The organism is Brevibacterium marinum (assembly GCF_011927955.1).
Taxonomy (GTDB): domain Bacteria; phylum Actinomycetota; class Actinomycetes; order Actinomycetales; family Brevibacteriaceae; genus Brevibacterium; species Brevibacterium marinum.
On the sequence record NZ_JAATJN010000001.1, the window covers coordinates 2,394,868 to 2,418,908 of the forward strand.

19 protein-coding genes are annotated in these 24,041 nt (G+C 66.0%); 16 read left to right on the forward strand and 3 right to left on the reverse strand.

Features of this window, described 5'->3' with window-relative positions:
- Nucleotides 1–2: 2 nt before the first annotated feature.
- Nucleotides 3–785 carry an IclR family transcriptional regulator gene (locus BKA07_RS10555; RefSeq protein WP_167950862.1) on the reverse strand — a complete coding sequence of 261 codons (783 nt, stop codon included), beginning with the start codon at nt 783–785 and terminating at the stop codon, nt 3–5.
- 137 nt (nt 786–922) lie between these two features.
- On the opposite strand from BKA07_RS10555, the gene BKA07_RS10560 reads away from it, so the two are divergent.
- The 5 genes from BKA07_RS10560 to BKA07_RS10580 all read left to right on the forward strand — a co-directional run bounded on the left by BKA07_RS10560 (nt 923) and on the right by BKA07_RS10580 (nt 7,555).
- Nucleotides 923–1,468 carry a thioesterase family protein gene (locus BKA07_RS10560; RefSeq protein WP_209043940.1) on the forward strand — a complete coding sequence of 182 codons (546 nt, stop codon included), beginning with the start codon at nt 923–925 and terminating at the stop codon, nt 1,466–1,468.
- A 64-nt stretch (nt 1,469–1,532) separates the two neighbouring features.
- Complete coding sequence (locus BKA07_RS10565) at nt 1,533–2,693, forward strand: acyl-CoA dehydrogenase family protein (RefSeq protein WP_167950863.1); 1,161 nt, start codon at nt 1,533–1,535, stop codon at nt 2,691–2,693.
- Nucleotides 2,690–4,858, forward strand: a complete 2,169-nt coding sequence (locus BKA07_RS10570; protein ID WP_209043941.1) for an acetate--CoA ligase family protein — start codon at nt 2,690–2,692, stop codon at nt 4,856–4,858. The genes BKA07_RS10565 and BKA07_RS10570 overlap by 4 nt, the downstream gene beginning before the upstream one ends.
- Nucleotides 4,855–5,640 carry an enoyl-CoA hydratase-related protein gene (locus BKA07_RS10575; protein WP_167950864.1) on the forward strand — a complete coding sequence of 262 codons (786 nt, stop codon included), beginning with the start codon at nt 4,855–4,857 and terminating at the stop codon, nt 5,638–5,640. Before BKA07_RS10570 ends, BKA07_RS10575 begins: the two co-directional genes overlap by 4 nt.
- Nucleotides 5,641–5,746: 106 nt before the next feature.
- Nucleotides 5,747–7,555 (forward strand): BCCT family transporter, encoded by a 1,809-nt coding sequence (locus BKA07_RS10580; protein WP_167950865.1) that lies wholly within the window; start codon nt 5,747–5,749, stop codon nt 7,553–7,555.
- A 91-nt stretch (nt 7,556–7,646) separates the two neighbouring features.
- Here the strand turns inward: BKA07_RS10580 and BKA07_RS10585 are convergent, their stop codons facing one another.
- Both BKA07_RS10585 and BKA07_RS10590 read right to left on the reverse strand, forming a co-directional pair.
- Nucleotides 7,647–9,218 (reverse strand): GMC family oxidoreductase, encoded by a 1,572-nt coding sequence (locus BKA07_RS10585; RefSeq protein WP_167950866.1) that lies wholly within the window; start codon nt 9,216–9,218, stop codon nt 7,647–7,649.
- 4 nt (nt 9,219–9,222) lie between these two features.
- Nucleotides 9,223–10,701, reverse strand: coding sequence for an aldehyde dehydrogenase family protein (locus BKA07_RS10590; RefSeq protein ID WP_167950867.1), 1,479 nt, complete (start codon nt 10,699–10,701; stop codon nt 9,223–9,225).
- Nucleotides 10,702–11,491: 790 nt separating this feature from the next.
- On the opposite strand from BKA07_RS10590, the gene BKA07_RS19340 reads away from it, so the two are divergent.
- Genes BKA07_RS19340 through BKA07_RS10645 form a run of 11 tightly spaced genes read left to right on the forward strand, consistent with a single transcriptional unit; the run spans nt 11,492 to nt 24,035 of the window.
- On the forward strand, nt 11,492–13,234 hold the full coding sequence (locus BKA07_RS19340; RefSeq protein WP_245161920.1) for a hypothetical protein: 1,743 nt from the start codon (nt 11,492–11,494) through the stop codon (nt 13,232–13,234).
- A complete protein-coding gene (locus tag BKA07_RS10600; protein WP_167950868.1) occupies nt 13,231–14,295 on the forward strand; it encodes an HAD-IIA family hydrolase in 1,065 nt (354 codons plus the stop codon). Before BKA07_RS19340 ends, BKA07_RS10600 begins: the two co-directional genes overlap by 4 nt.
- A complete protein-coding gene (locus BKA07_RS10605) occupies nt 14,288–14,545 on the forward strand; it encodes a hypothetical protein (RefSeq protein ID WP_167949060.1) in 258 nt (85 codons plus the stop codon). The genes BKA07_RS10600 and BKA07_RS10605 overlap by 8 nt, the downstream gene beginning before the upstream one ends.
- Nucleotides 14,542–15,345 carry an SAM-dependent methyltransferase gene (locus tag BKA07_RS10610; RefSeq protein WP_167950869.1) on the forward strand — a complete coding sequence of 268 codons (804 nt, stop codon included), beginning with the start codon at nt 14,542–14,544 and terminating at the stop codon, nt 15,343–15,345. The genes BKA07_RS10605 and BKA07_RS10610 overlap by 4 nt, the downstream gene beginning before the upstream one ends.
- Nucleotides 15,342–16,283 carry an NAD kinase gene (locus BKA07_RS10615; protein WP_342449031.1) on the forward strand — a complete coding sequence of 314 codons (942 nt, stop codon included), beginning with the start codon at nt 15,342–15,344 and terminating at the stop codon, nt 16,281–16,283. The genes BKA07_RS10610 and BKA07_RS10615 overlap by 4 nt, the downstream gene beginning before the upstream one ends.
- A complete protein-coding gene (recN, locus tag BKA07_RS10620) occupies nt 16,284–17,987 on the forward strand; it encodes a DNA repair protein RecN (protein WP_167950870.1) in 1,704 nt (567 codons plus the stop codon). It begins immediately after the preceding gene.
- Between the two features lie 15 nt (nt 17,988–18,002).
- Nucleotides 18,003–19,241: a putative cytokinetic ring protein SteA gene (steA, locus tag BKA07_RS10625; protein ID WP_167950871.1), complete on the forward strand. Its 1,239-nt coding sequence runs from the start codon at nt 18,003–18,005 to the stop codon at nt 19,239–19,241.
- Complete coding sequence (locus tag BKA07_RS10630; RefSeq protein WP_167950872.1) at nt 19,234–20,184, forward strand: copper transporter; 951 nt, start codon at nt 19,234–19,236, stop codon at nt 20,182–20,184. Before steA ends, BKA07_RS10630 begins: the two co-directional genes overlap by 8 nt.
- A 1-nt stretch (nt 20,185) precedes the next feature.
- On the forward strand, nt 20,186–21,055 hold the full coding sequence (locus BKA07_RS10635; RefSeq protein ID WP_167950873.1) for a hypothetical protein: 870 nt from the start codon (nt 20,186–20,188) through the stop codon (nt 21,053–21,055).
- Nucleotides 21,052–22,806, forward strand: coding sequence for a lipid II flippase MurJ (gene murJ / locus BKA07_RS10640; RefSeq protein ID WP_167950874.1), 1,755 nt, complete (start codon nt 21,052–21,054; stop codon nt 22,804–22,806). Before BKA07_RS10635 ends, murJ begins: the two co-directional genes overlap by 4 nt.
- On the forward strand, nt 22,803–24,035 hold the full coding sequence (locus tag BKA07_RS10645) for a glycosyltransferase family 4 protein (protein ID WP_167950875.1): 1,233 nt from the start codon (nt 22,803–22,805) through the stop codon (nt 24,033–24,035). The genes murJ and BKA07_RS10645 overlap by 4 nt, the downstream gene beginning before the upstream one ends.
- Nucleotides 24,036–24,041 lie beyond the last annotated feature (6 nt).

Consider the following 24,041-nt stretch of genomic DNA (forward strand, 5'->3'; position numbering starts at 1 on the left):
CGTCAGTCCGCTGGATTTCCCATTGCCTCCAGCGCGGCCGAACCGGCGAGTTCGCCGAGTTCCGCGAAACGCTCATCGGGGATGCGCTCCTGTGGTCCCCAAATGCTGATGACTCCGATGGGGGAGCGCTGACGATCGCGGATGGCAGCCGAGACGCCGTGCACTCCGTGTTCGAGCTCCCCCGCGGCGATGCTGTACCCGAGGGCACGAATCTCCTCGAGTTCTGCTTCGAGTTCTCGGGTCTCCGTGTGTGTGGCTTCGGTGTGACCGGGCAACGGCGCAGAGAGAACCGAGTGGACCTCGTTCTCCGGCAGCCACGCCAGCATCGCCTTGCCTGCTGACGTTGCATGGAGAGAGACCTGGCGGCCGATCCAGCGGACGGTCATCAGACTGGGCGGAACGACTTCGTCGACGTAGGTGAGCCCGAGCTCCCTGGGCACGGCGAGGCTGGCTGTCTCACCTGTCTCCTGACTCAATCTGGTGAGGATCGGATGACAGCGGTTGATCAGCTGGTCGATGCCGGCGCTCCTGGCCAGTCGATTCACGGCAAAGCCGATGGTGTAGCGGTGCGTGAAGGGATCCTTATCGACGAAATGGCTGTACTCAAGCGTGGCCAGCAGGCGCCAGGCTGTCGCTCGATTGAGACCGCAGGCATCGGCCACCTCGGCGACGGTGGATCCGTGCTCGGGACCGGCGGCGATGGCCTCCATGAGGCCGATCGCCCGCTCCACGGACTGGATTCGACCGGTGGGCTCCGGGGTGCCCGCACCTGCTTGCTGAGCCATTCACACTCCCTTGGTTCCGCGCCTCGCGCTCTAGCACCGTATCAGGATTGCCTGTTCGTATGGGGATTGACAACTCTCGCGCTGTGTTTGCAGAATATGTAATGCAATTGCAGGATGTGCAGTAGGGGGAGCGTGCCGTGGTTGATGAGGCCAGAATCAGAACACCATTCGAAGGGACGGGGAGTCCGGTATGGCGAGAGGACCGGGAACTGCCGGTCCCGCTCGTCCTCTACCGCACCCAGGTTCCCGAGTCCTGGGTCGACTACAACGACCACATGAGCGAATCGAGCTACCTGCTCGCGTTCGGCCACAGCGCCGATGCCTTCTTCCGCTTCATCGGCATCGACGAGGACTACCGGGACGCCGGTCATTCGCTCTTCACCGTCGAAACCCATATCCACAACATCGCCCAGGCCCGCAAGGACGATCCACTCGAGCTGTCATTGGCGGTTCTCGACCGTGACGCCAAACGGGTGCACATCCTGCACACAATGCGGAACTCCGTGAGCGGAGAGATCGTGGCCGCCGGCGAGCAGCTGCTCGTCCACGTGGACACCGAGGTCGGCCGCTCTTCAGCCGTGCCCGACTGGCTGGGCGAGCGTCTGAGCCGGCTGTGCGAAGCACATGCCCACCTCGACCGCCCCGCCTTCGTCGGACGAGCTATGGGGATACGCCGAGGCTGACCCGATTTCGGCCCCCGGCTGCAGAGACAGCAACCACCGACCACACTGCCAGGAGAACAAGAGAATGGACTTCTCACTCGACATCGAACAGCAAGCGGTGGCAGACACCGTCCGACAGTTCGTCGAACGCGAACTCATGCCCTATGAAGACGAAGTCGAACGACTCGACGAACTGCCCGAAGGACTGACCGAACAGATCCGCACGCGGGCGCTGGACGCAGGGCTCTATGCGGCGAACATGCCCGAGGAGCTCGGAGGCGGTGGGCTCGACCCCATCAGCCTCACATTCGCCGAACGCGAGTTCGGCAAGACGAGCTTCGCCCTGCAGATGCTCGTGGCCAGACCGAGCAACATCCTCGAAGCCTGCGAGGGCGAACAGCGCGAACGCTACCTGCTGCCCACGGTCCGCGGTGAACGCCACGACTGCCTGGCCATGACCGAACCGGGTGCGGGATCGGATGTGCGCTCGATGAGCACACGCGCCGTACGCGACGGCGACGACTACATCATCAACGGCACCAAGCACTTCATCAGCCACGCCGATGCCGCCGACTTCGTCATCCTCTTCGCCGCCACCGGCACCGAGGAGACTCCGCGGGGACCGCGCAATCTGATCACAGCATTCCTCGTCGACAAGGACACCCCCGGTTTCGAGATCACCCGCGGTTCTGCGAGCGTGTCCCATCGCGGTTACCACCAATGCGAACTCTCATTCGTCGACTGCCGCATCCCGGCGGCTCAGCGTCTCGGTGAGGAAGGGCACGGCTTCGACCTCATGGACGAATGGTTGGGAGCCAGCAGACTCAGCGTGGCCGCCACCAGCGTCGGCCGCAGCCGCCGGGTCCTCGACATGGCCGTCCGCTGGGCGGCCGAACGCGAACAGTTCGGACAAACGATCGGACGGTTCCAGGGCGTCGGATTCCAGCTGGCCGACATGGCCACCGACGTCGAAGCCGCGGAGCTGCTGACGATGCAGGCCGCCAGCCGCCTCCAGCACGGCCGCATGTCGAACAGGGATGCCGCCATGGCCAAGCTCTTCGCCTCAGAAGCACTCGGGCGGATTACGGATCAGGCGGTGCAGATCTTCGGCGGCATGGGCCTGATGAACGAGCTTCCCATCGAACGCTTCTGGCGCGATGCGCGCGTCGAACGGATCTGGGACGGCACCAGCGAGATCCAACGGCACATCATCTCCCGGTCCCTGCTGCGGCCTCTGGGCGCATGATGGTCGACCACAGCAGACTCGAACGCTGCCTCAAACCACGCAGCATCGCCGTCATCGGCGGGCAGACCGCCGCCACAGCGATCGAACAGAGCTTGCAGATCGGTTTCGACGGACCGATCTGGGCGGTCAACCCCGGCCGAGAGACCCTCGGCGGACTGCCCTGCTATCCTTCCGTGGCAGATCTGCCCGGTGCGCCCGACGCCGCCCTGGTCGCCGTGCCCGCAGCCGCCGCACCGACGATCGTGCGTGAACTCGCCGAGGCTGGCGCCGGAGGCGCGATCTGCCACGCGTCCGGATTCGCCGAGGACAACGATGCCGGCGCCCGGCTGCAGACCGAGCTGATTGCCGCCGCCGGCGATATGCCGTTGATCGGGCCCAACTGCATCGGAATCATCGACTATCTCGACGGGGCCGCCCTGTGGCCCGATGAACACGGTGGACGCCGTGTCGAGACCGGTGTCGCCGTGATCACCCAGAGTGGGAACATCGCACAGAACATCAGCATGCAGCGTCGGGGCCTGCCGGTGGCATTTCTGGCCACGCTGGGCAACAGCGCGGCGCTGTCCGCTGCCGACCTGGCCTCGGGCCTGCTCGCCGATGAGCGCATCAGCGCCATCGGTCTCCACCTCGAGGCTCTGGGCGACGTCCACGAACTCGAAGCTCTGGCGAGGAAAGCCCGTGAGCGCAATGTGCCGATCCTCGCGTTCAAGTCCGGCACCTCGGTCCTCGGTGAGCAGGCGAATCTCAGCCATACGAATTCCTTCGGCAGTCCCGATGTGCTCGTCGACGCTCTCTTCACCCGACTCGGAATCGGCCGGGCCCACGACCTGCCCACATTCGTCGAAACCCTCACCCTGCTCCACGTCCACGGTCCGCTGGCCGCGCCGACTCTGACCTCGGCCAGCTGTTCGGGAGGCGAAGCGGCGCTGCTGGCCGATGCGGCCGGGGCCGCCGGAGTGAGCATGCCCGAACTTCCCGGGTCCACTGCTCTGGGGCTGCGGGAGGCCTTGGGACCTCGCGTGCACGTCCGCAACCCCTTGGATTACCAGACCTTCATCTGGGGCGATGAGCTGTCACAGCAGCAATGCTTCGCCCAGCTGCTCACCGCCGGCTCGGACCTGCACGCACTCGCCGTGGACGTTCCTCGCGAGGACCGTGCCGATCCGGAGATCTGGCGGGGGACTCTGCGGGCGTTCATCGCCGCCCACACCGAACACCCTGCACCGGCGGCCGTGATCACCTCTCTGTCCGAGGGCCTGCCGGAAGAGCATGCCATCGAACTCGTCGAACACGACATCGCGCCACTGCACGGAGTCCGGGAAGCCATGGCGGCCATACGCATCGCAGCAAGCATCGCCGAAGCCCGTGCCAGACCTGCGCTGCCGCTGCTGCCGGACCGCGAATCCGATACCTCGCCCGATCATGCGGACCGGAAGTCTGCGCGAGTGGCTCAGACCGATGAGGACAGTGCGAAGCGGATGCTCGCCGAATTCGGTGTGTCGGTTCCCGCCGGTCGAGTCGTCGACAGCGCGTTCGATGCCGGTGACGCGGCCGGGGCGCTCGGCTTCCCGGTCGTCGCGAAGGTCGTCCAACCGGTCCTGGCCCACAAGTCCGACCACGGCGGAGTGCGCGTGGGGCTGATGACCGAAGACGAGGTCATCGGGGCCGTCAGTGCGATGGAGGGCACCGGCACCCAGTTCCTCATCGAGCACATGGTCACCGATGGGGTGGCCGAACTCGTCGTCGGGCTGCGCACGGATGCGACTTTCGGCCCGGTGCTCACCCTCGGTGTGGGCGGAACTCTCGTCGAAGTGGTCCGAGACTTCGTCTCCCTGCTGCTGCCGGTGCGACCGGAAGAACTCTATGAGGCACTCCGAACGCTGCAGCTGTGGCCCGTGCTCGACGGCGCCCGCGGCAGACCCCGAGCCGATGTCGATGCCGCCGTGCGAGCGATCACCGCCATCATCGACTGGGCGACCGCAGAGGCCACGGTGTCCGAACTCGAAATCAACCCGCTCATCCTCCGCGCAGCCCCGCCCGGGACCGCCGACGGCGAACCGACCGAAGCCGTCGACGCGCGCGGAGCGGTGGCGGTCGACGTGCTCCTGCGATACGCCGGAGCAGCACAGAAACCAGCCGAGAAACCAGTGAAGGAGCTGAGATGACAGAAGCAGTGAACATGGAGACCATCGGCACGACAGCGCTCATCACGCTCGACCGACCGAAAGCCAACGCCGTGGACGTGGCCACCAGCCAAGCGCTGTTCGCAGCGTTCTCCGAGTTCGAATCGGACCCCCAGCTGCGGGTGGCAGTGCTCACCGGCGCCGGCACTCGCTTCTTCAGCGCCGGATGGGATCTCAAGGCCGCCGCCGAGGGCGAATCAGTCGACGCCGATCACGGACCGGGAGGCTTCGCCGGTCTCACCGAGTACTTCGACCGAACGAAGCCGGTCATCGCCGCGGTCAACGGTCTGGCGCTCGGTGGTGGGTTCGAACTCGCTCTGGCAGCCGACCTGATCGTCGCCTCCTCGGAGGCGGAATTCGCTCTGCCCGAGGTGCAGCTGGGCATGATCGCCGACTCCGGGGGAGTCCTGCGCCTGCCCGGGCTCCTGCCGCAGGCCGTGGCCATGGAGATGCTCATGTCCGGACGCAGAATGACCGCTGCCGAGGCCGAACGCTGGGGCCTGACGAACCGGACGGCCGAGCCGGCAGACGTCGTCAGCGCTGCTCTTCAGTTGGCGGAGCAGATCGGACGCGGTGCGCCCCTGTCTCTGCGCGCGATCAAGGAAGTCGTGTCTGCGACACAGACCCTCAGCGTCGAGGACGGTTTCGCCCTCATGCGCTCAGGTCGGCTGGAGGGCTACCGAGCGATGTTGGAGTCGGCCGATTCGCTCGAGGGCTCACGCGCCTTCGCAGAGAAGCGCGAGCCGGTCTGGCAGGGCCGCTGAGGGTGCAGCTCAGCTGACCATACACCATGTTTCTTGACTGAAATCGCACCAAACCGCGTCGCTCGTGGGTATGGTGGGCGGAACATCACTACGGAAGGTTCCGCAAATGCTTGATCGACTGCACGATGCGCTGAGGCTTCGCACGAACCCGGCCATCTTCTTCTCGTCGGCTGCTGTCATCATTCTCTTCGTCCTCGGGACGATCTTCTTCACCGATGCCCTGGACGCCGGTGTCTCGGTGGCATCGGACTGGCTGCTGACGAACCTCGGGTGGTTCTACATCCTCGGCGTGACGGTCTTCCTCGTCTTCCTCATCTACATTGCGGCATCCCGATACGGTCGGGCCAAGCTCGGACCCGAAGACGAAGCGCCCGAACACTCCAACGGTGCGTGGTTCGCGATGCTCTTCGCCGCCGGCATCGGATCCATCCTCATGTTCTGGGGCGTCGCGGAACCCGTCAGCCACCTCGGCGATCCTCCTCGCGGATCCATGGGCATCGAACCCGGCACGGTCGAAGCCGCCGCCGATGCGATGAACTTCACCTACTACCACTTTACCCTGCACACGTGGACGATCTTCACTCTCCCGGCACTGTGCTTCGCCTACTTCATCCACAAGCGCAATCTGCCGCCACGCGTGAGTTCGATCTTCCAGCCCATCCTCGGTGAGAAGATCCACGGACCCATCGGCAAGACCATCGACGTGGTCGCGATCATCGGCACCGTCTTCGGAATCGCCGTCTCCATCGGTCTCGGAACGCTCCAGATCAACGGCGGTCTGGCCCAGGTCATCGGCATTCCCGAGAACGCGCTGTGGCAGCTGATCATCATAGGCGTCGTCTGCGGACTCGCAACGGTCTCGGTCTCCCTGGGGCTCGACAAGGGCATCAAGGTGCTCTCGAACATCAACATCGTCATCGCCGTGCTGCTGCTCATCTTCATCGTCGCACTCGGCCCGACCCTGTTCATGTTCCGCGGCATCTTCGAGTCTCTCGGTTCCTACATCCAGTCGCTGCCGGAGCTGGCCCTGTGGAACGACACCTTCGCCGACACCGGCTGGCAGAACACGTGGACCGTCTTCTACTGGGCCTGGACGATCACCTGGTCGCCCTTCGTCGGGATCTTCATCGCCCGCATCTCCCGGGGACGGACCATCCGACAGTTCGTCATCGGCGTCCTGGCCATCCCCTCGGCGTTCTCCGTTCTCTGGTTCGGCGTCTTCGGCTTCGCCTCGTTCGACATCGAATTCAACCAAGGTGGGGGACTCGTCGATCGCGTGGTCGGGGAGGGCGACATTCCAGGAGCCCTGTTCGCATTCCTGGAACACTATCCGCTGTCCGGGCCCATGTCGGTCATCGCGATCGTGCTCGTGATCATCTTCTTCGTGACCTCCGTGGACTCCGCGGCCCTCGTCGTCGACACGATGAACAACGGGCACGAGGACTTCAACCCTCTGCCTCAGCGCATCTTCTGGGCTCTGGCCGTGGCGCTGGTCACCGCGGCATTGCTGGTGTTCTCCGGCTCGGGCGGCCTCGAAGCACTGCAGTCGACCATCATCCTCGTCGGACTGCCCTTCTTCATCATCGCCTACTTCCAGATCTACGCACTCATGCGGGCACTGAGAGAAGACGCCGGAGAGTTGCCGCGGGTTCGGATGCGCCGGTGGAAGAAGGTGCTTCCGCCCGAAGAAGTCGAACGTCGTGACGGCGACGGCGACGAGTTCGCCCACGCCTACGATGATGAAGAGGAAGTCGTCACCGCCCCCGAGGCGGTCGAACCGGCACCGGAATTCCGTGACCCCTATGTCGAAGAGGGAGGGCACAAGTCGCGGAGGCATGGCACCCTCGCCAGCCGCACAGGCAGCAAAGGGAAGGTCGGCGATCCCGGGACCGACCCGTTGCCTCGACATCATTGAAGACAGAGCCGAGGAAGGGGCTGATGCGAATCCGCATCAGCCCCTTCCTCGGTCGTTCTCGGCGGCAGCTTGAGAAGTCAGCCGCTTGAGATCAGCTGCCCGATTTGATCATCTCGGCGCACTTCTCACCCATCATCATCACCGTGATGTTCGGGTTGACCGTCGTGATCTCCGGCATCGCGGAGGCATCGACGACGCGGAGACGATTGACACCCTTGACCCGCAGCTGAGGGTCCAACGGTGAAGACTCATCATCGGCAGCTCCCATGCGCGACGTTCCCACCGGGTGGTAGACCGTGTTGTGGGTGCGGGTGATGTAGTCGGCGATCTGCTCGTCGGTCTGGACGTCCTTGCCGGGGAACAGCTCGTCGCCGGCCCACTCGGACATGGCGTCCTGGGACACGATTGAACGGGCCTTGCGGATGCCGGCGATCATGACACGCATGTCGTGGCCCTCGGGATCGGTGAAGTACCTGGGGTCGACGTGCGGCTTGTCGCGGAAGTCACGCGAGCGCAGACGCACGGTTCCCCGCGATCGGGCATGCGTGACGTTCGGCGTCAGGCAGAACGTGTTCTCCGAGGTCGGGTAGCCCTGACGCAGAGTATGCATGTCGAACGGCACTGAACCGTAGTGCATCATCAGGTCGGGACGATCCAGGCCCTCCTCGGTGGGAGTGAAGATGCCGGCCTCCCACCACTGGGTGGAATCGTCGACCATCGGCTTCTTCGCATCCCAGGCGATGACACCTTCCGGGTGGTCCTGGAGGTGCTCACCGACACCCGGCGAATCGACGCGAACATCGACACCCACCTCGGCGAGGTGATCCTTCGGGCCGATGCCCGACAGCATCAGCAGCTGCGGAGTGTTGATCGCACCGGAGGAGACGATGACTTCCCGCTTCGCCTCGATGCGCTTGGTGTGACCGAAGGCGTTGTTGACGACGAAGACACCCGTGCAGTTCTCCTCGTCATCGAACTCGAGCTCCTTGGCCTGAGTGTCGGTGAGGACCGTGAGGTTCTCACGGTCGAGGATCGGGTGCAGATAGGACACCGAGGAGGACGAACGGGTGCCGTCGGCCCTGCGGTTGACCTGGAAGAAGTTCGCCCCGTTGACGATGGTCTCGCCCTCGTTGAACTGGACGCGGGGGATGCCCTCCTGCTCACAGGCATCGAGCAGGGCGACGCCGCAGGGGTCGACCGGCGGAACATTCATCAGGTGCACGGGACCGTCATGGCCGTGGTGGTCGCCGGCCAGCTCATTGGTCTCGAGCTTCTTGTACAGGCCGAAGGTGTCCTTCGACCCCCACCCGGTGGCACCGAACTTCGACTCCCAGCCGTCGAGATCCTCCCGGGGCGCCCAGAAGGCGATGCACGAGTTGTGCGAGGAGCAGCCGCCGAGGACCTTCGCTCGGGCGTGGCGCATGAAGGAATTTCCATGCTCCTGCTTCTCGATGGGATAGTCCCAGTCGAAACCGGATTCGAGCAGCTCCATCCAGCGGTTGAGGCGCAGAACGACGTCTTCGCCGACGTCGCTCGGGCCCGCTTCGAGGAGTCCGACGCTGGTGCCGGGGTCCTCGCTGAGCCGAGCCGCGACGGCAGCTCCGGCAGAGCCGCCACCCACGACGACATAGTCAAAGCTATGAGTAGTTTCCACGTTCGACATCTCCTTATTTACTGTGGTCGGGGAACCAACCGGTGACGGCGGGCTCGAGGTTCTGATAGATGTGCTTGGCCTCCTGGTACTCGGCCAACCCTGTCGGACCCAGCTCGCGTCCGAAGCCGGACTGCTTGTATCCGCCCCATTCGGCCTGCGGCAGGTAGGGGTGGAAGTCGTTGATCCAGATGGTTCCATGGCGCAGCCGCTGGGCCACCTGCTGGGACTTGCCCGCGTGCTGCGTCCAGACGGCGCCGGCGAGGCCGTAGTGCGTGTCATTGGCGATGGCGACTGCCTCATCGACCGTGGAGAAGGTCTCGACGGTGACGACGGGGCCGAATGCCTCGTCAGTGACGACCGACATTCCGCGCTCGACCTGGTCGAGGACGGTCGGCAGATAGTAGAAGCCGTCAGCCAGATCGCCTTCGCCCCAGGTGCCGCCGCAGCGCAGGCGGGCGCCTTCGGCGATGCCCTTCTCGACATAGGCGGTGACCTTGTCGCGATGGGCTGCGGAGATGAGCGGGCCCGATTCGGCTTCGTCATCGAAAGGTCCGCCGAGGCGGATCTGCTGGGCACGCTCGACGAGGCGGTCGACGAACTTCTCCGCGATCGATTCCTCGACGATCAGCCTGGCACCGGCGGAGCAGACCTGGCCGGAGTGGACGAACGCCGCATTGAGCGCATTGTCGAGGGCAGCATCGAAGTCGGCATCGGCGAAGACGACGTTCGGGTTCTTACCGCCGAGCTCGAGGGCGATCTTCTTCACGGTCGCTGCCGCATTGGCCGCGAGCAGACGCCCTGTGACCAGTCCGCCCGTGAAGGAGACCATGTCGACGTCGTCATGGGTCGACAGCGGCGCCCCCGCGTCTGCACCGGCACCGAGGATCAGGTTGCCCACGCCTGCCGGAAGCCCCAGCTCCTCCAGGACCTGCAGTGTGAGGATCGCCGTGTGCGGGGTGAGCTCGGCGGGCTTGAGGATGAAGGTGTTGCCGGCGGCCAGGCACGGTGCGATCTTCCAGGCGGCCTGCAGCAGCGGGTAGTTCCACGGGGTGATCAGGGCGCAGACACCGACGGGCTCATGGTCGATGCGGCTGACGACCGTGTCCGTTCCGGCGTCGACGACGCGGCCCGCGTTGTTGGCTGCGAGCTTGCCGAAGTAGTCGAAGCAGTTAGCGATGTCGTCCAAGTCGATCTCGGACTCGACATAGCGCTTGCCCGTGTCCAGGGACTCGGCGCGAGCGAATTCGGCCTTGCGTGCTCGCAGGACGGCGGCGAACTTGAGGAGGAGGTCGCCCCGCTCGCCGGCGGGGACACTCGACCAGACACCGGAATCATGGACGCGGCGAGCGGCGGCGATCGCCAGTTCGGTGTCGGCTGGACTCGCTTCGTCCACCTCGGCGACGAAGCTGCCGTCTGCAGGATTGCGGATCTCTCTGGTCCCGCCGTTCTGGGCCGACACCCACTGTCCGTCGATGAAAAGCGTGTTGGGCACGTTGTCTCCTATTCGTTGCTGGTGAACGTCGTTGAGGTTGAGATTGTCCGGTCGGTCCACATCGGATCAGGGCTCGTCGTCAGGAGCCCTCCCATTCCGCCGAAGGCGACGCTTCCGAAATCCACGATATGCGAACCCGGTGTCTCGATGCTCAATCGGATGAAGCACATCACAGAATGCCGGCCGAAGTATGCGCGGTGAGACTGGGCACAGTCCGTGCAATTGCGCTGTCTGCGATACAGTCCACGACTCCGTCGGGTGGGCATGCGAATGTCACCATGCGATTTCACGCTATGGGAAACGTCAGATGTTGTGACAATGATCGATGGAATCACCGATGCGGTTAAGCAGGAGGATTTGACCACGTCGCTCGATTCTTCCGCACCAGGTTTCATGAATCCCCTACTGACCGCGATGAGGTGACCTCCCGTCTCGCCGGGCCATGGCCTGCGGAGACGATCCGCCATGATTCTAACAGAGCGGTTGAATGCGCTTCCGGATTGCGATTCGAGCAATGGCGAAGAGCGCGTCCTAATCGCTGACTGAGGGTTCTCCTGAGCGGCCGAGGCTGGCGCTGATGTTCCTGTGCGGTATCCCTCAGGGGTTTCAGTGAGGCTGTTCCGGCAGGAGGGCAAACCCGGTTTCTGTCCTGACGGCGATGACTGACCGGGGCCGTCGGCCATCGCGTTCGGCTCGTCGCTGTTCGGACGTGCTCTCGCACACAGGGCTCATCGCATTCGAGTGGACTAGAATGGGGTCGAATCATTGAAATGACTTTATAGGGAGAATCGTGGCCCAAGGGGATTCGCGAGACAGCCAGCACAACCGCCGCGCGGACGGCGGTCGAGGCTCAGACCGCGGCAGCAATCACAATCGTCGACAGGACTCCCACCGGTCCCGGGACGAGCGCGGGTCACGCAACTCCGATCGTCGCGATGACCGCCGAGGCGGAAACAGCAATGATCGCCGAGGCGGCTACCAGGGCAATCGTCGTGACGGCGACGGCGGCGAGCGTCGCGGCAGCGGCGGTGAGGGCCGCGGCGGGTACCAGGGCAGGCGCCCCGAGGATGGTGGGCGTCGGAGCTTCGGCGGGGATCGACGCGACGATCGTCGTGGTGGGTACCAGGGCAACAGGCGCAGCGACGACGATCGTCGTGGTGGGTCCCGGAGTGGCCGCCCCAATGACGGCAGACCTCGCCAGGACGGAGACCGCCGCAGCGATGGTGAGCGTCGGGGCTTCGGTGGGGACCGTCGTGATGACCGTCGGGGAAACTTCAAGGGTGATCGTCGTGATGACCGCGGAGGGCGCGGGCGTCGTGAGGACGGCGGCCGCGGCCGTGGTGGCGCGGGCCGGAACAGCAACGACCGCAGAGCCACACGATCGACCGACACCGGTGACTACGCACGCGAGCAGCGGGCGCGTCGTCCCCGAATCCAGGAGCCGCCGATTCCCGAAGGAGTCACCGGCCAGGAGCTCGACAAGGACCTGCGCGGTCAGCTGCGTTCCCTCGACAAGGAGAACGCCGCATCGGTCGCGAAGCACCTCGTCGCAGCAGGAGGCTTCCTCGACCTCGACCCCGAACGTGCCTACGAGCATGCGAAGGCGGCCATGGCCCGCGCGGGGCGTGTCGGCCTCGTCCGCGAAGCCCTCGGCATCGCGGCGTATCACGTGGAGAAGTACGACGAGGCGGTGCGCGAGCTGCGCACACATCGCCGCATCTCCGGTTCGCATGACAACATCGCCCTCATCGCCGACGCCGAGCGCGGGCGCGGGAAACCGCAGAAGGCCCTCGAACTGTTCGAGTCGTCCGGAGAGCTCGACCTCGACAATGCCGCCCGCACCGAAATGGTCATCGTCGCCGCCGGAGCGAAATCGGATCTCGGCGATCTCAATGCGGCACGCGCGCTGATCGAAGCCGAAGACTTCACGCAGAAGCCCAGCGGTGCCCTGGTTCGACTGATGGCTGCCTACTCCGAGGTGCTGCGCCTGCACGGCGAGACCGAGTTGGCCGACAAGTACGAGGAGCTCTCACGACGCACCGCCAAGGCCACGGGGACCCTCTTCGGCGATGAGGAACCGGACCCCAACCTCGGCGTGGAGATCGAGACCATCGAGGAGATCCCCGACGAGGAGATCCCCGATGAAGAGCACTCCGACGAAGAGCCGGCCGAACCAGAGGCAGAGGCCGACGAAGCAGATGATGGGGCCGCCGACGTCTCTGCGGATGAAACCGCTGGCGTCGGTGCGGATGAAGTCGCTGAGGATGGCGCGGTCGAGGATCGGGCTCCAGCGAAGTCGAAGACGCATGTCTCGGAGAAGGAGCTGAAGAAGGTCAAGGTCTCCGATGAGGAGATCGAGGCCGAGCTCGACGAACTGCTCGAGGACGCCGACGCCGGCGACGCCGACACCGCCGACGATTCCGACACACCCTCAGCGGGAGACTCCGCGGAGTCGTCGGAGTCGAACCATGAGTCCGGCGACATGACATTGGACGAAGTAGACGCCTCGTATCGGCTGAGCGGAAATCAGTGACATCAGCCGCGAACGCAGCAGCACCGATCGATCGGCGTGAGACCGCGCCGATCGACTGTGTGCTGTTCGACCTCGACGGCGTCGTCTACCACGGGTCGGAGCCGATTCCGGGTGCGCTCGAGAGCATCGAGTTCCTGTACGAGCAATCCATCCCGGTCAACTATGTGACGAACAATGCCACGCGCACCCCCGAGGCGGTCGCCGACCGCATCTCCACGCTGGGAATCAGCACGACCCCGGCAGAGGTGACCACCTCGGCGCAGGTGCTCGCCGGACGGCTGGCAGCGAAGTTCGGAACCGGGGCACCGATCTACGTCGTCGGCGCCCGCGGCCTGATCACGGCGCTGCAGGCCGAGGGGCTGACCGTCACCGACACCCTCGAGGACAACCCCGTCGCCATCGCCCAGGGTCTCGACCCGGACATCACCTATCAGATGATCGTGCGCGCCGCCGAAGCGATCACCTCCGGACTCGAATGGTGGGCGAGCAACCCCGACTACTCGATGGTCGGAGCACGAAGCAGGGTCCCCGGCAACGGCGCATTCATCGACATGCTCTCCCGCCTCACCGGCGCACAGCCGACCATCGTGGGCAAACCCTCTCCGCACATGATGGAATACGCGGCACACAGGCTCGGTGCCGGACGCCCCCTCATGATCGGCGATCGACTCGACACGGACATCGAGGGCGGCAACGCCGCCGGATACGAGACCGCCCTCGTCCTCACCGGCATCCACGACATCCACGACGCCCTCCGCGCACGCCCCGGACTGCGCCCGACCTACATCCTGCCCAGCCTGCGCAGCCTGCCGGCACTCATCTCCGGTACCACCCACGAATCCGGCAGCACCCACGAATCCCGTGACACCGACGAGTCTTCGGGCGCTTACTCTGCAGCCGCATCCGCAGACTGCCGGATCGTCGACGGTGAACTGCGGCTCGACGATGCCGACCACGCTGGGCCCTCCGCCGTGCACACTGCACTCCGCACGGCATGGGAGTCGATGGACCGCGGACACGACGTGGGCCCGGGGAACCTGCCACGGAGGATCCATGACTGAGACGACGCCCGAATCGCAGCAGCCGACGGAACCGCAACAGCCGACGGAACCGCAGCCGCCGACGACGCCCGAACCGAACGAGTCCGCGGAACCGAGCCCCACACCGACGCCGGCCTCGGTCAACGGCGACGTTCCGGTCGAGACCTGGCGCTCCAGCCTCGCCGAGATCAGCGCAGCCTCGAGCACCGAACGGCACTCACGCCTGTCCCCCCTGCTCGACGAGCTCGACTCACAGGTGAGCTCATTGTGAGTCGACTCGACCGCGAACTGGTCGACCGAGACCTCATCGCATCGCGTTCCCGCGCGGTGCGCGAGATCGCGGCCGGCCGAGTCAGCGTCAACGGCAGAACCGCGTCGAAGGCCGCACAGAATGTGGCCGAAGCAGACGAGCTCACGGTCTCAGAACCCGACCCCTGGGTTGCCCGCAGCGCACACAAACTCATCGGGGCACTCGAGAACTTCTCCATCGATGACTGCACGGGCCGCACCGCACTCGACGCAGGAGCCTCCACCGGAGGATTCACCCAAGTGCTCCTGCACGAGGGCGCCAGCCAGGTGTGGGCCGTCGACGTCGGACACGACCAGTTCGACGCCGGGCTCCGCCGCGACCCACGGGTCCACGTCAGGGAGGGACTCAACCTGCGTGATCTGGAGAGCTCGGACGTGCCGAAGGTCGACCTCGTCGTCGCCGATGTGTCCTTCATCTCCCTGCGACTGCTTCTGGCCCCGCTGCTCGCGGCGACAGTCCCGAGCGGTGAGCTGCTGCTCATGGTCAAACCGCAGTTCGAACTCGCCCGCAGCGCGCTGGACAAACACGGTGTCGTCACCAGCGCGAGCACGCGGCGCCGAGCCCTCGACTCCGTGCTCGCAGGCGTTGCCGAACACGACGCGCGCGTGGTCGACATCGCGGCATCGGTCCTGCCGGGTCCGAGCGGGAACAGGGAGTATTTCCTGCGTGTTCGACCAGGCAGATCACGGACCGAGTCCGATAGGCTCAACGAGGCGGACATCGCAGACCAGTTGGACCAGATCATGAGAGGAGAGCCGTGAGCCGACACATCATGGTGCTTCTGCATCCACAGCGCGAGGACTCAGCAGTAGCAGCAGTGAGCGTGTGGAAGGCGCTCCTCGACGACGGAGTCACCCCGGTCGTCCTCGACGAAGAGGTCATCGACATCGCCGCACGCAGCTCCTACCCCGCTGTCCAACAGGACCTGCTCGGGCGCTGCGAGGTCATCGACCCGGCTCAGCTCGCGGCCTGGAAATCCAAGTGCGAACTCGTCATCGTACTCGGCGGCGACGGGACGATCCTGCGCGCTGCCGAACGCTTCCACGGTTCCGGCGTCCCGCTCATGGGCGTCAACCTCGGGCATGTGGGCTTCCTCGCCGAAAGCGAACGCGAGGACCTCGCCGAGGCGGTCCACCGAGCCTCCCAGCGCGACTACCTCGTCGAGGAGCGACTCGCCCTCGACGTGACCGTCTGGCACGAAGGTGAACCCATCTTCAATGCCTGGGCGCTCAACGAGGCCACGGTCGAGAAGACATCCAAATCCCGCATGATCGACGTCGTCCTCGGCGTCGACGCCCGACCGGTGTCATCGTTCGGCTGCGACGGCGTCATTCTGGCGACACCGACCGGATCGACGGCATACGCGTTCTCCGCCGGCGGCCCGATCGTCTGGCCGGAGGTCGAAGCCCTGCTGCTCATCCCCATCTCCGCCCACGCGCTGTTCACCGAACCGCTCGTGGTCAACCCCGACTCCCGCCTCGGCGTCGAGATCTCACCGCGCAACCCCGACTTCTCAGCGGTCCTGTGGTGCGACGGACGCCGGGCGATGGAACTGCCGGCGGGGGCACGGATCGAAGCCAGACGCTCACAGTCCCCGATCAAACTGGCCCGACTGCACACCGGACCCTTCACCGACCGATTGGTGGCGAAGTTCAGACTGCCCGTCTCCGGTTGGCGGGGCCCGATCGAGGAGGCGTAGATGATTTCCGAACTGAGGATCTCCCACCTCGGCGTGATCGCCGAAGCAGAGGTCGAGCTCTCCACCGGCTTCACCGTCGTCACCGGCGAGACCGGTGCCGGCAAGACGATGTTCGTGTCCGCCCTGAGTCTGCTCATGGGCCGCAAGGTCGGGGCGGGAGTGGTCCGCAAAGGGGCCGAGAAGGCCGAGGTCGAGGGCATCTTCTCGTCCGTCACCGACACCGTGCGCTCCCGCATCGAGGAGGCCGGTGGCAGCGCCGAGGACGAGGCGATCATCTCCCGCACCGTGGCTCAGAAGGGGCGGGCACGGGCAACCGCAGGCGGGCGCACGGTCCCCATCTCGGTGCTGACCGAGATCTCCGATGACCTCATCACCCTGCACGGACAGTCCGAGCAGCTGCGCCTCAAGGGCGCGGCCCAGCAGCGGCAGCTCCTCGACAGTGCGGGCGGACCCGAGCTCGAGGCCGCGGCGGCCCGCTACCACGAGGCCTTCGAGAACTGGCGCGAGACCGAGACCCGAGTCGCCCGGATCAAGGACAGCACCGCAGCCAGGCGCGAACGGATCCTGTGGCTGAACGGATGCTTGGAGGCCATCGACAAGGTCCGCCCGATCCCGGGCGAGGACGAGGCCCTGACCGCGCAGGCCGCGAAGCTCGGTGCCGCGGCCGAGATCACCCAGGCCGTCGGCAGCGCCCACGACCTCCTCCTCGGTGGTGAACTCGACGATGCCGGCGCCGCGGTCGACCACGTCCACCAGGCCATCAGCGCCCTGTCCGATGTCGACACGGCCGACCCCGAACTGGCTCGGATCAAGGACGCCCTCAATGACGCCGTGCTGCGACTGTCCGATTCGGCCGCCGAACTCAGCTCCTATCTGACCGGATTCGACGAGCTGGGGGAGACCTCGCTCGAGGAGACCGAAGCCCGCCGGGCCGAACTCGGATCCTTGGCCCCCTACGGTGAGGACGTGAGCGAGGTCCTCGACTTCGAAACACGATCCGCTCAGGAGCTGGCGGAGCTCGAAGCCGAGGACCGCGACCTCGGGCAGCTCGACGCCGATCTGGAGGAGGCCCGCGCCACCATGGAATCGGCCGGCCGGGAGCTGACCGAGATCCGAACCGCCACGGCCGAGTCCTTCTCTCAGGCCGTCAGCGCAGAGCTTGCCGCGCTGTCGATGCCCAAGGCGCAGGTGACGTTCGAACTGACCGAACGGGAGCCGGCGGCCCACGGCTGCGACGACGTCCGTCTCACCTTCGCCCCGCACGATTCCTCGGTCGGTGATGACATCGGAAAGGTCGCCAGCGGCGGTGAGCTCTCCCGGGTCATGCTCGCCATCGAGGTCGTCCGCGCCGCAGGGGAGTCGATCCCCACTTACGTCTTCGACGAAGTCGACGCGGGCGTCGGAGGCAAGGCCGCCATCGAGATCGGACGACGGCTGGCGAAACTGGCGCAGAACGCTCAGGTCATCGTCGTCACCCACCTGCCGCAGGTCGCCGCCTGGGCCGACACCCACGTCACGATCGTCAAGGACGACGAGGCGGCGACGGTCAAGTCCGGAGTCCGAGAGCTGGGCGAAGACGAACGAGTCGGCGAACTCTCACGGATGCTCGCCGGAATGGAGGACTCCGCCTCCGCGAGGGCCCATGCCGCCGAACTCCTCGACTCGGCACGGCAGGTCAAGACCGGTGCGGCGGCGCTGACATGAGAGAATGGGCGGACCATGAAAGTTCGTAGAAGTCGGGAGAAGCCCACGGCTCCGAACCGGTGGGGGCCGGCTCCGGCCAGGCTCGACCGGCGGACGAAAGACCTCACGAAGCGTCTGAACGACGGTGACATTGCGATCATCAAGCACTCCGACATCGATCGGGTCTCCGCCGAGGCGCTGGTCGCCTGCCGTCCCATCGCCGTCATCAACGCCGACAAGTCGATCTCCGGTCGGTACCCGAACCTGGGCCCGGGGATCATCGTCGAAGCCGGAATCCCCCTCATCGACGGCACCGGCCCTGAGATCTTCGACCTCGTCGAGGAGAACGCCGAGATCAGCCTCGTCGACGACACCGTCTTCCTCGGAGACAGGGAAGTCGCCAGCGGAACCGTCCAAACCTCCGAATCCATCGCCGAGGACATGCACGAAGCCGAGGCCGGAATGAATTCGGTGCTCGTGGACTTCGTCGACAACACCATCGAATACATCCGCAAGGACTCCGACCTGCTCTCGTCCGAACTCGTCGTCCCCGAGGTGGCCACGAAGTTCGACGGGCGACACGCCCTCATCGTCGTCCGGGGGTACCACTACAAGGAGGACCTCGCGATCCTCGCCTCCTACATCAGGGAGTACCGACCGCTCCTCGTCGGCGTCGACGGCGGAGCCGATGCCATCCTCGAGGCCGGATACAGGCCGGACATGATCGTCGGCGATATGGACTCGGTCTCCGACACGGCTCTGACCTCGGGCGCCGAGATCGTCGTCCACGCGTACCGGGACGGAAATGCTCCCGGAACCGAGCGCGTCCACTCGCTCGGCGTCGAATGCGTCGCCTTCCCCGCCTCGGGCACCAGTGAGGACATCGCGATGCTCCTCGCCGACGACAAAGGGGCGAGTCTGATCGTGGCCGTGGGCACCCATGACACCGTGATGGAATTCCTCGACAAGGGACGCAAGGGCATGGCCTCGACATTCATCACGCGACTGCGCGTGGGCTCGAAGCTCATCGACGCCAAGGGCGTCTCGCTGCTGTATCGGCAGCGGATCTCCAGCTTGCAGCTGAGCGTGCTGATCATCGCGGGACTCGTCGCCCTCGGCGTGGCTCTGTTCGCGACCGCCGCCGGGCAGACCCTCATCGGACTCATCGGCGCCCAGCTCGACGGGCTCTTCGGCTGGATCGGTTCCCTGTTCGGCGGCGACCCTGCCGCAACCTCAGAATCTTCCAGCATCATTCAAGGACTGACCAGTGATTGATTTCCGCTACCATCTCGTCTCGCTCGTCTCGGTGTTCCTCGCGCTGGCAGTGGGCATCGTCCTCGGCGCGGGACCGCTGAAGGAGCCGATCGGCGAGTCCCTGCAGAGCCAGGTCGACGCCCTGCGTGCCGACCGCGACGACCTGCGTGTGAAGATCGACGCGGCCAGCGGCAACATCGACAAGCAGAACGACTTCGTGACCGCCGCCGCTCCCGAACTCATCGGCGACTCTCTGAAGAACGAGGACGTCAGCATCATCGGCGCCCCCCAGTCCGACCCCGAGCAGGTCGAAGAGGTCACCAATCGGATCAAGGAAGCCGGTGGGAAGATCGGCGGCGACGTCTCGTTCGTCGACGGCACCCTGGCTCTGACGGATGCCGCGGACTTCCTCTCGACTCTTCGGGACCTCGTGCCCAGCCTGCCCGCGGACGACTCGACGGCACTGCGCGCCGCGCTCGTCATCGCCCTGACGGGCGAAGCCTCGATGCTCGAAGGCGGCCAGAGCAGGGACGCCGCGGAGAAGAAGTCCTCCGACATCTTCGACGCCTTCGTCGATGCGGGTCGGCTGCGCACTGACACCGACCACAAACCGACCTCCCTCTTCGTCGTCATCGACAACGAGAACTCGACTCTCGCCGATGAGACCGAGCCCAGCCCGGAGGCCAGCGACGACAAGGGCAACCGCACCCTGATCACCGACTTCATCAATTCGCTGACCTCGGAGTCGAAGTCCGTCGTCGTGGCCGGAGACGCCGGCTCCGCCCAGAACGGGCTCGTATCCGTCCTCCGCACGGAGAAGTCGAGAGCCAGCACGGTGGACGGCCTCGGCCTCGGAGCGGGCGCCGTCATCACCGTTCGTGCACTCGCCGCCGGTGAGGCCGGCATCCACGGCCACTACGGCTTCTCCGACGATGCCGAAGAGATCATGCCCGGGAAGGACTGAGATGATCCGCTCACTCATCAGCGCCGCCGTCGCCGGCCTCGTCGGGTACACGACGACGAAGATCGTGATGACTTCGAAGCTGCGCAGCCACGAGAAGGTCGTGCGCACGAACCATGCGGGCCGAGACGTCTCCCTCGTCGAAGGCCCGGCGGTCACCGCAGGGCTGGTCGCCGGCGGCCTCCTGATCGAAGCACCGCGACAGCGTGCGGCGACCCTGCTCGTGACCACCGTCGCCGGCGGTCTGGGTGCGGTCGACGACTTCCTCGAATCCGGCGATTCGAAGGGCTTGCGCGGCCACCTCAGCGCGCTGGCGCAAGGGCAGATCACGACCGGTGGGATCAAGGTCGTCGGCATCCCCCTGGCCTCGATCGCCGCCGCGACGATTCTGCGGACCGGCAGAAGCAGCCAGGGTCTGTTCCCTTCGAACCGAACAGCGGCCGAGAAGACCTGGTGTGCCTCCACGGTCGACGTCGTCGTCACCGGGGGAGTCATCGCCGGCACGGCGAACCTGTTCAATCTGCTCGATCTGCGACCAGGACGCGCCCTCAAGGCGGGACTGCTGACATTGGCCTTCATGCCTCACGAGCACGGTCTGACTTGGGCACCCGGTGCGGCCATCGCCGGCAGCAGCGCGGCCGCATGGCCAGACGATCTGGGCGGCGAAGTGATGCTCGGCGATACCGGCGCCAACGCTCTCGGTGCCGGTCTGGGCACGATCCTGGCCGAGAATTCGACGGCCACACAGCGTGCACTGGTCCTGTCCGGCCTGGTCGGCCTCACCCTGCTGAGTGAGAAGGTCTCCTTCACCTCGGTCATCGAATCCACCCCCGGACTGCGTGAGATCGACGCCTTCGGTCGCGAGGCCGTGTGAATAAGCTGGTTCGGGTCTTCGCCTCCGCGGCGCTGCTCGTCTCGGTCATCACCCTCTTCACCCGGCTCGTCGGGTTCCTCAGGTGGATGGTGTTCTCACCCACGGTGGGCGCGGGCACCGTCGGAACGGCCTACCAGTCGGCGAACCAGGTTCCCAACATCCTCTTCGAGGTCGTCGCCGGGGGCGCACTGGCCGGAGCCGTCATCCCGCTCCTGGCGATTCCACTGGCCCGTTCGGACAGGGAAACGGCGGGACGGATCGCCTCGGCGCTGCTGACCTGGGCGGTCTCCGTGACTCTGCCGCTGAGCATCATCCTCGCGGTCTTCGCCGACCCGCTGGCCCACCTGCTCATCAGGAACGGGGGCGAGCAACACGAGGCCACCGCGATCTTCCTGCTCATGTTCGCGCCCCAGCTCGTCCTCTACGGCATCGGCGCCGTGCTCACCGGTGTGCTCCAGGCCCACCGCAAGTTCGTCTGGCCGGCCTTCGCGCCGCTGCTCTCGAGTCTCGTCGTCATCGGCTGCTACGTCTCGTACAGACTGGTCGGCGGCACCGATGACACCTGGCAGTCCCACATCGGATGGTTGGGCTGGGGCACCACGGTCGGCGTCGCGGCCCTGGCGCTGCCCTTGGCCCTGCCGATGCGTTCGACCGGTCTCAAGATCTCGCCGAGGTGGACGTTCCCACCCGGAGTCGCCCACCGCGCACTGCGGTTGGCCGGCGCGGGAATGGCTGCGCTGCTCGCTCAGCAGGCCGCTGTGCTGATGACCCTGAGGTTGGCGAACTACTCCGGCGGGGAAGGCACCTACGTCCTCTTCAGCTACATCAATGCGGTCTACCTTCTGCCCTATGGGGTGCTGGCGATCCCCGTGGTCACGGTCATGTTCCCCTCACTGTCTGGCTGGGCGGGCCGGTCCAAGGACCCCGATTCGAATGTGGAGGACAGAGGGGCCGCCACGCTGCAGTTGCACCGACTGACCGCGACGACCTCGGCGGTCATGGTCAGCATCGGGCTGCTGGGCACGGTGATCCTGATGTCTGCCGCCGGTCCGCTGGAGACGTTCTTCACAGCCATCGATGCCGCCGACGAAGATGCCTCAGCGCCCTTCGGATCCATGAGCCAGGCGATCATGGTCATGGCCCTGGCAGTCCCCGGCTGGTCATTCGTCGCCTGGGGCACACGCGTCTTCTATGCCATGGAACGCTCCCGCTACGCGGCCGTGGCGACCACCCTCGGCTGGCTTTTCGTCATCGTCGGCATGGTGCTCGCGATCGCGGTGACGAACGCTGACGGCGATCCCGGTCTGACCCTCGTGGCAATCTGTGCGGGCTATGTCCTCGGAATGAGCGTCGCAGGCCTGACACTGCTCATCTCGATGCGTCGGGTCGTGGGACCGGCAAGTCTGCGCGGCGTCGTCCGCCGCGGTCTGATGTCCCTGCTGGGCGCGGCCCTCGCCTCGGTCGCCGGTGTCCTCGTGTCCGGGTGGCTGATCGATCCGCTGGGGACCTCTGCCGTGCCCTCCGTGATCAACGGTGTGGTCTCCGCGCTCGTCGGAGTTGCGATCTTCGTCGGCGTCCTCGCCCTCGACCGCAGCTATCTCACCGAGGTGCGCGGACTGCTGTCGAGTCGCCGAGGCGGCCCCGGACCAGATGTCAGGGCCGAACCCGATGACCGAGCCGAACCCGATGACCGGGCGGATCCGACTTCGTCAGGGAAGCCAAGCTCGACAGAGAATGAGGACGACAGATGAGAATCGTCTATGTTTTGGCAACGTCGACAGGGGGAGTCGGCACGCATGTGCGGGCGCTGGCCCGGGACCTCGCCGCGGCAGGGCACGAACTCGGGATCATCGGCCCCGCCCGGACCGACGAACACTTCGGCTTCTCCACATTGCCCGGGGTCCGGTTCGCGGCCCTCGACATGGGAACCGGACTCGGGCCTCGGGACGCGGCCCTGGTCATCCGGCTGCGCGGACTGATCCGCAGCTTCGGCCCCGATATCGTCCACGCCCACGGTTTCCGGGCCGGACTCATCGCACTGTTGGCCGTGCGCACAAGCAGGCACCGTCCCCGCCTCGTCGTCAGCCTGCACAATCGGGCCAGCGGCCAAGGAATGCGCGGCAGTGTCGAGGTCGGCATCGAGACCCTGCTGGCCAAGGGCGCCGACCTCACACTGGGCGCGAGCACCGACCTGGTGGCACGAGCTCGTGGCCTCGGTGCCGCCGATGCCCGGTTCCTGCCCGCCGCGGCCCCGGAGGTCTACCCCGTTCCCGCCGAGGCGGCCCGTGCCACTCGCGCGAGCCTGGCCGAGGAGTTCGGCTTCGGAGACGAGGCCGTCATCGTGCTGGCCGTGGGTCGAGTCGCACCCCAGAAGAACTACCCGATGCTCATTCGTGCCCTCGGCCACCTCGGCGCGGCGGGCCACCGCGGCGGGGCGGGGCACCTGGGCGCGGCGGGCCGACTCGGCGGGGCCGGTCACCTCGACGATTCCCGGACTGCGGACCGACGACCACCGGAACTCGTCTTCCTCATCGCCGGAGCCGCGGATGAGGACGTCCTCGCCGAGGTGAGGGCACAGTACCAGGACCTGGCGGCCACCTCGCCGGTGCCGGCTCTGCATTTCCTCGGTCCGCGCGACGACATCGCCGAACTCAATGCGGCGGCCGACCTCTACATCCTCACCAGCGTGTGGGAGGCCCGTGCGCTGGTGCTGCAGGAGGCGCTCATCACCGGTCGCGCCATCATCGCCACCAGCACCGGCGGGACGACGGAACTCGTCGGCGACGCGGGCATTCTCATCGCCGACGATGACGACTCGGCGCTGGCAGCAGCCATAGGCGAACTGGCCGCCGATCCGCCTCGGCGGGAGGAGCTGGCCGGGCGCGCCCGGGCCCGCGGTGCCCAACTTCCCGATGAGAGAGATGTGGGCAAAGAACTGGTGAGCATATACACGGAACTCATGCCCTCCCAGGTAGGGTAGAAGCAG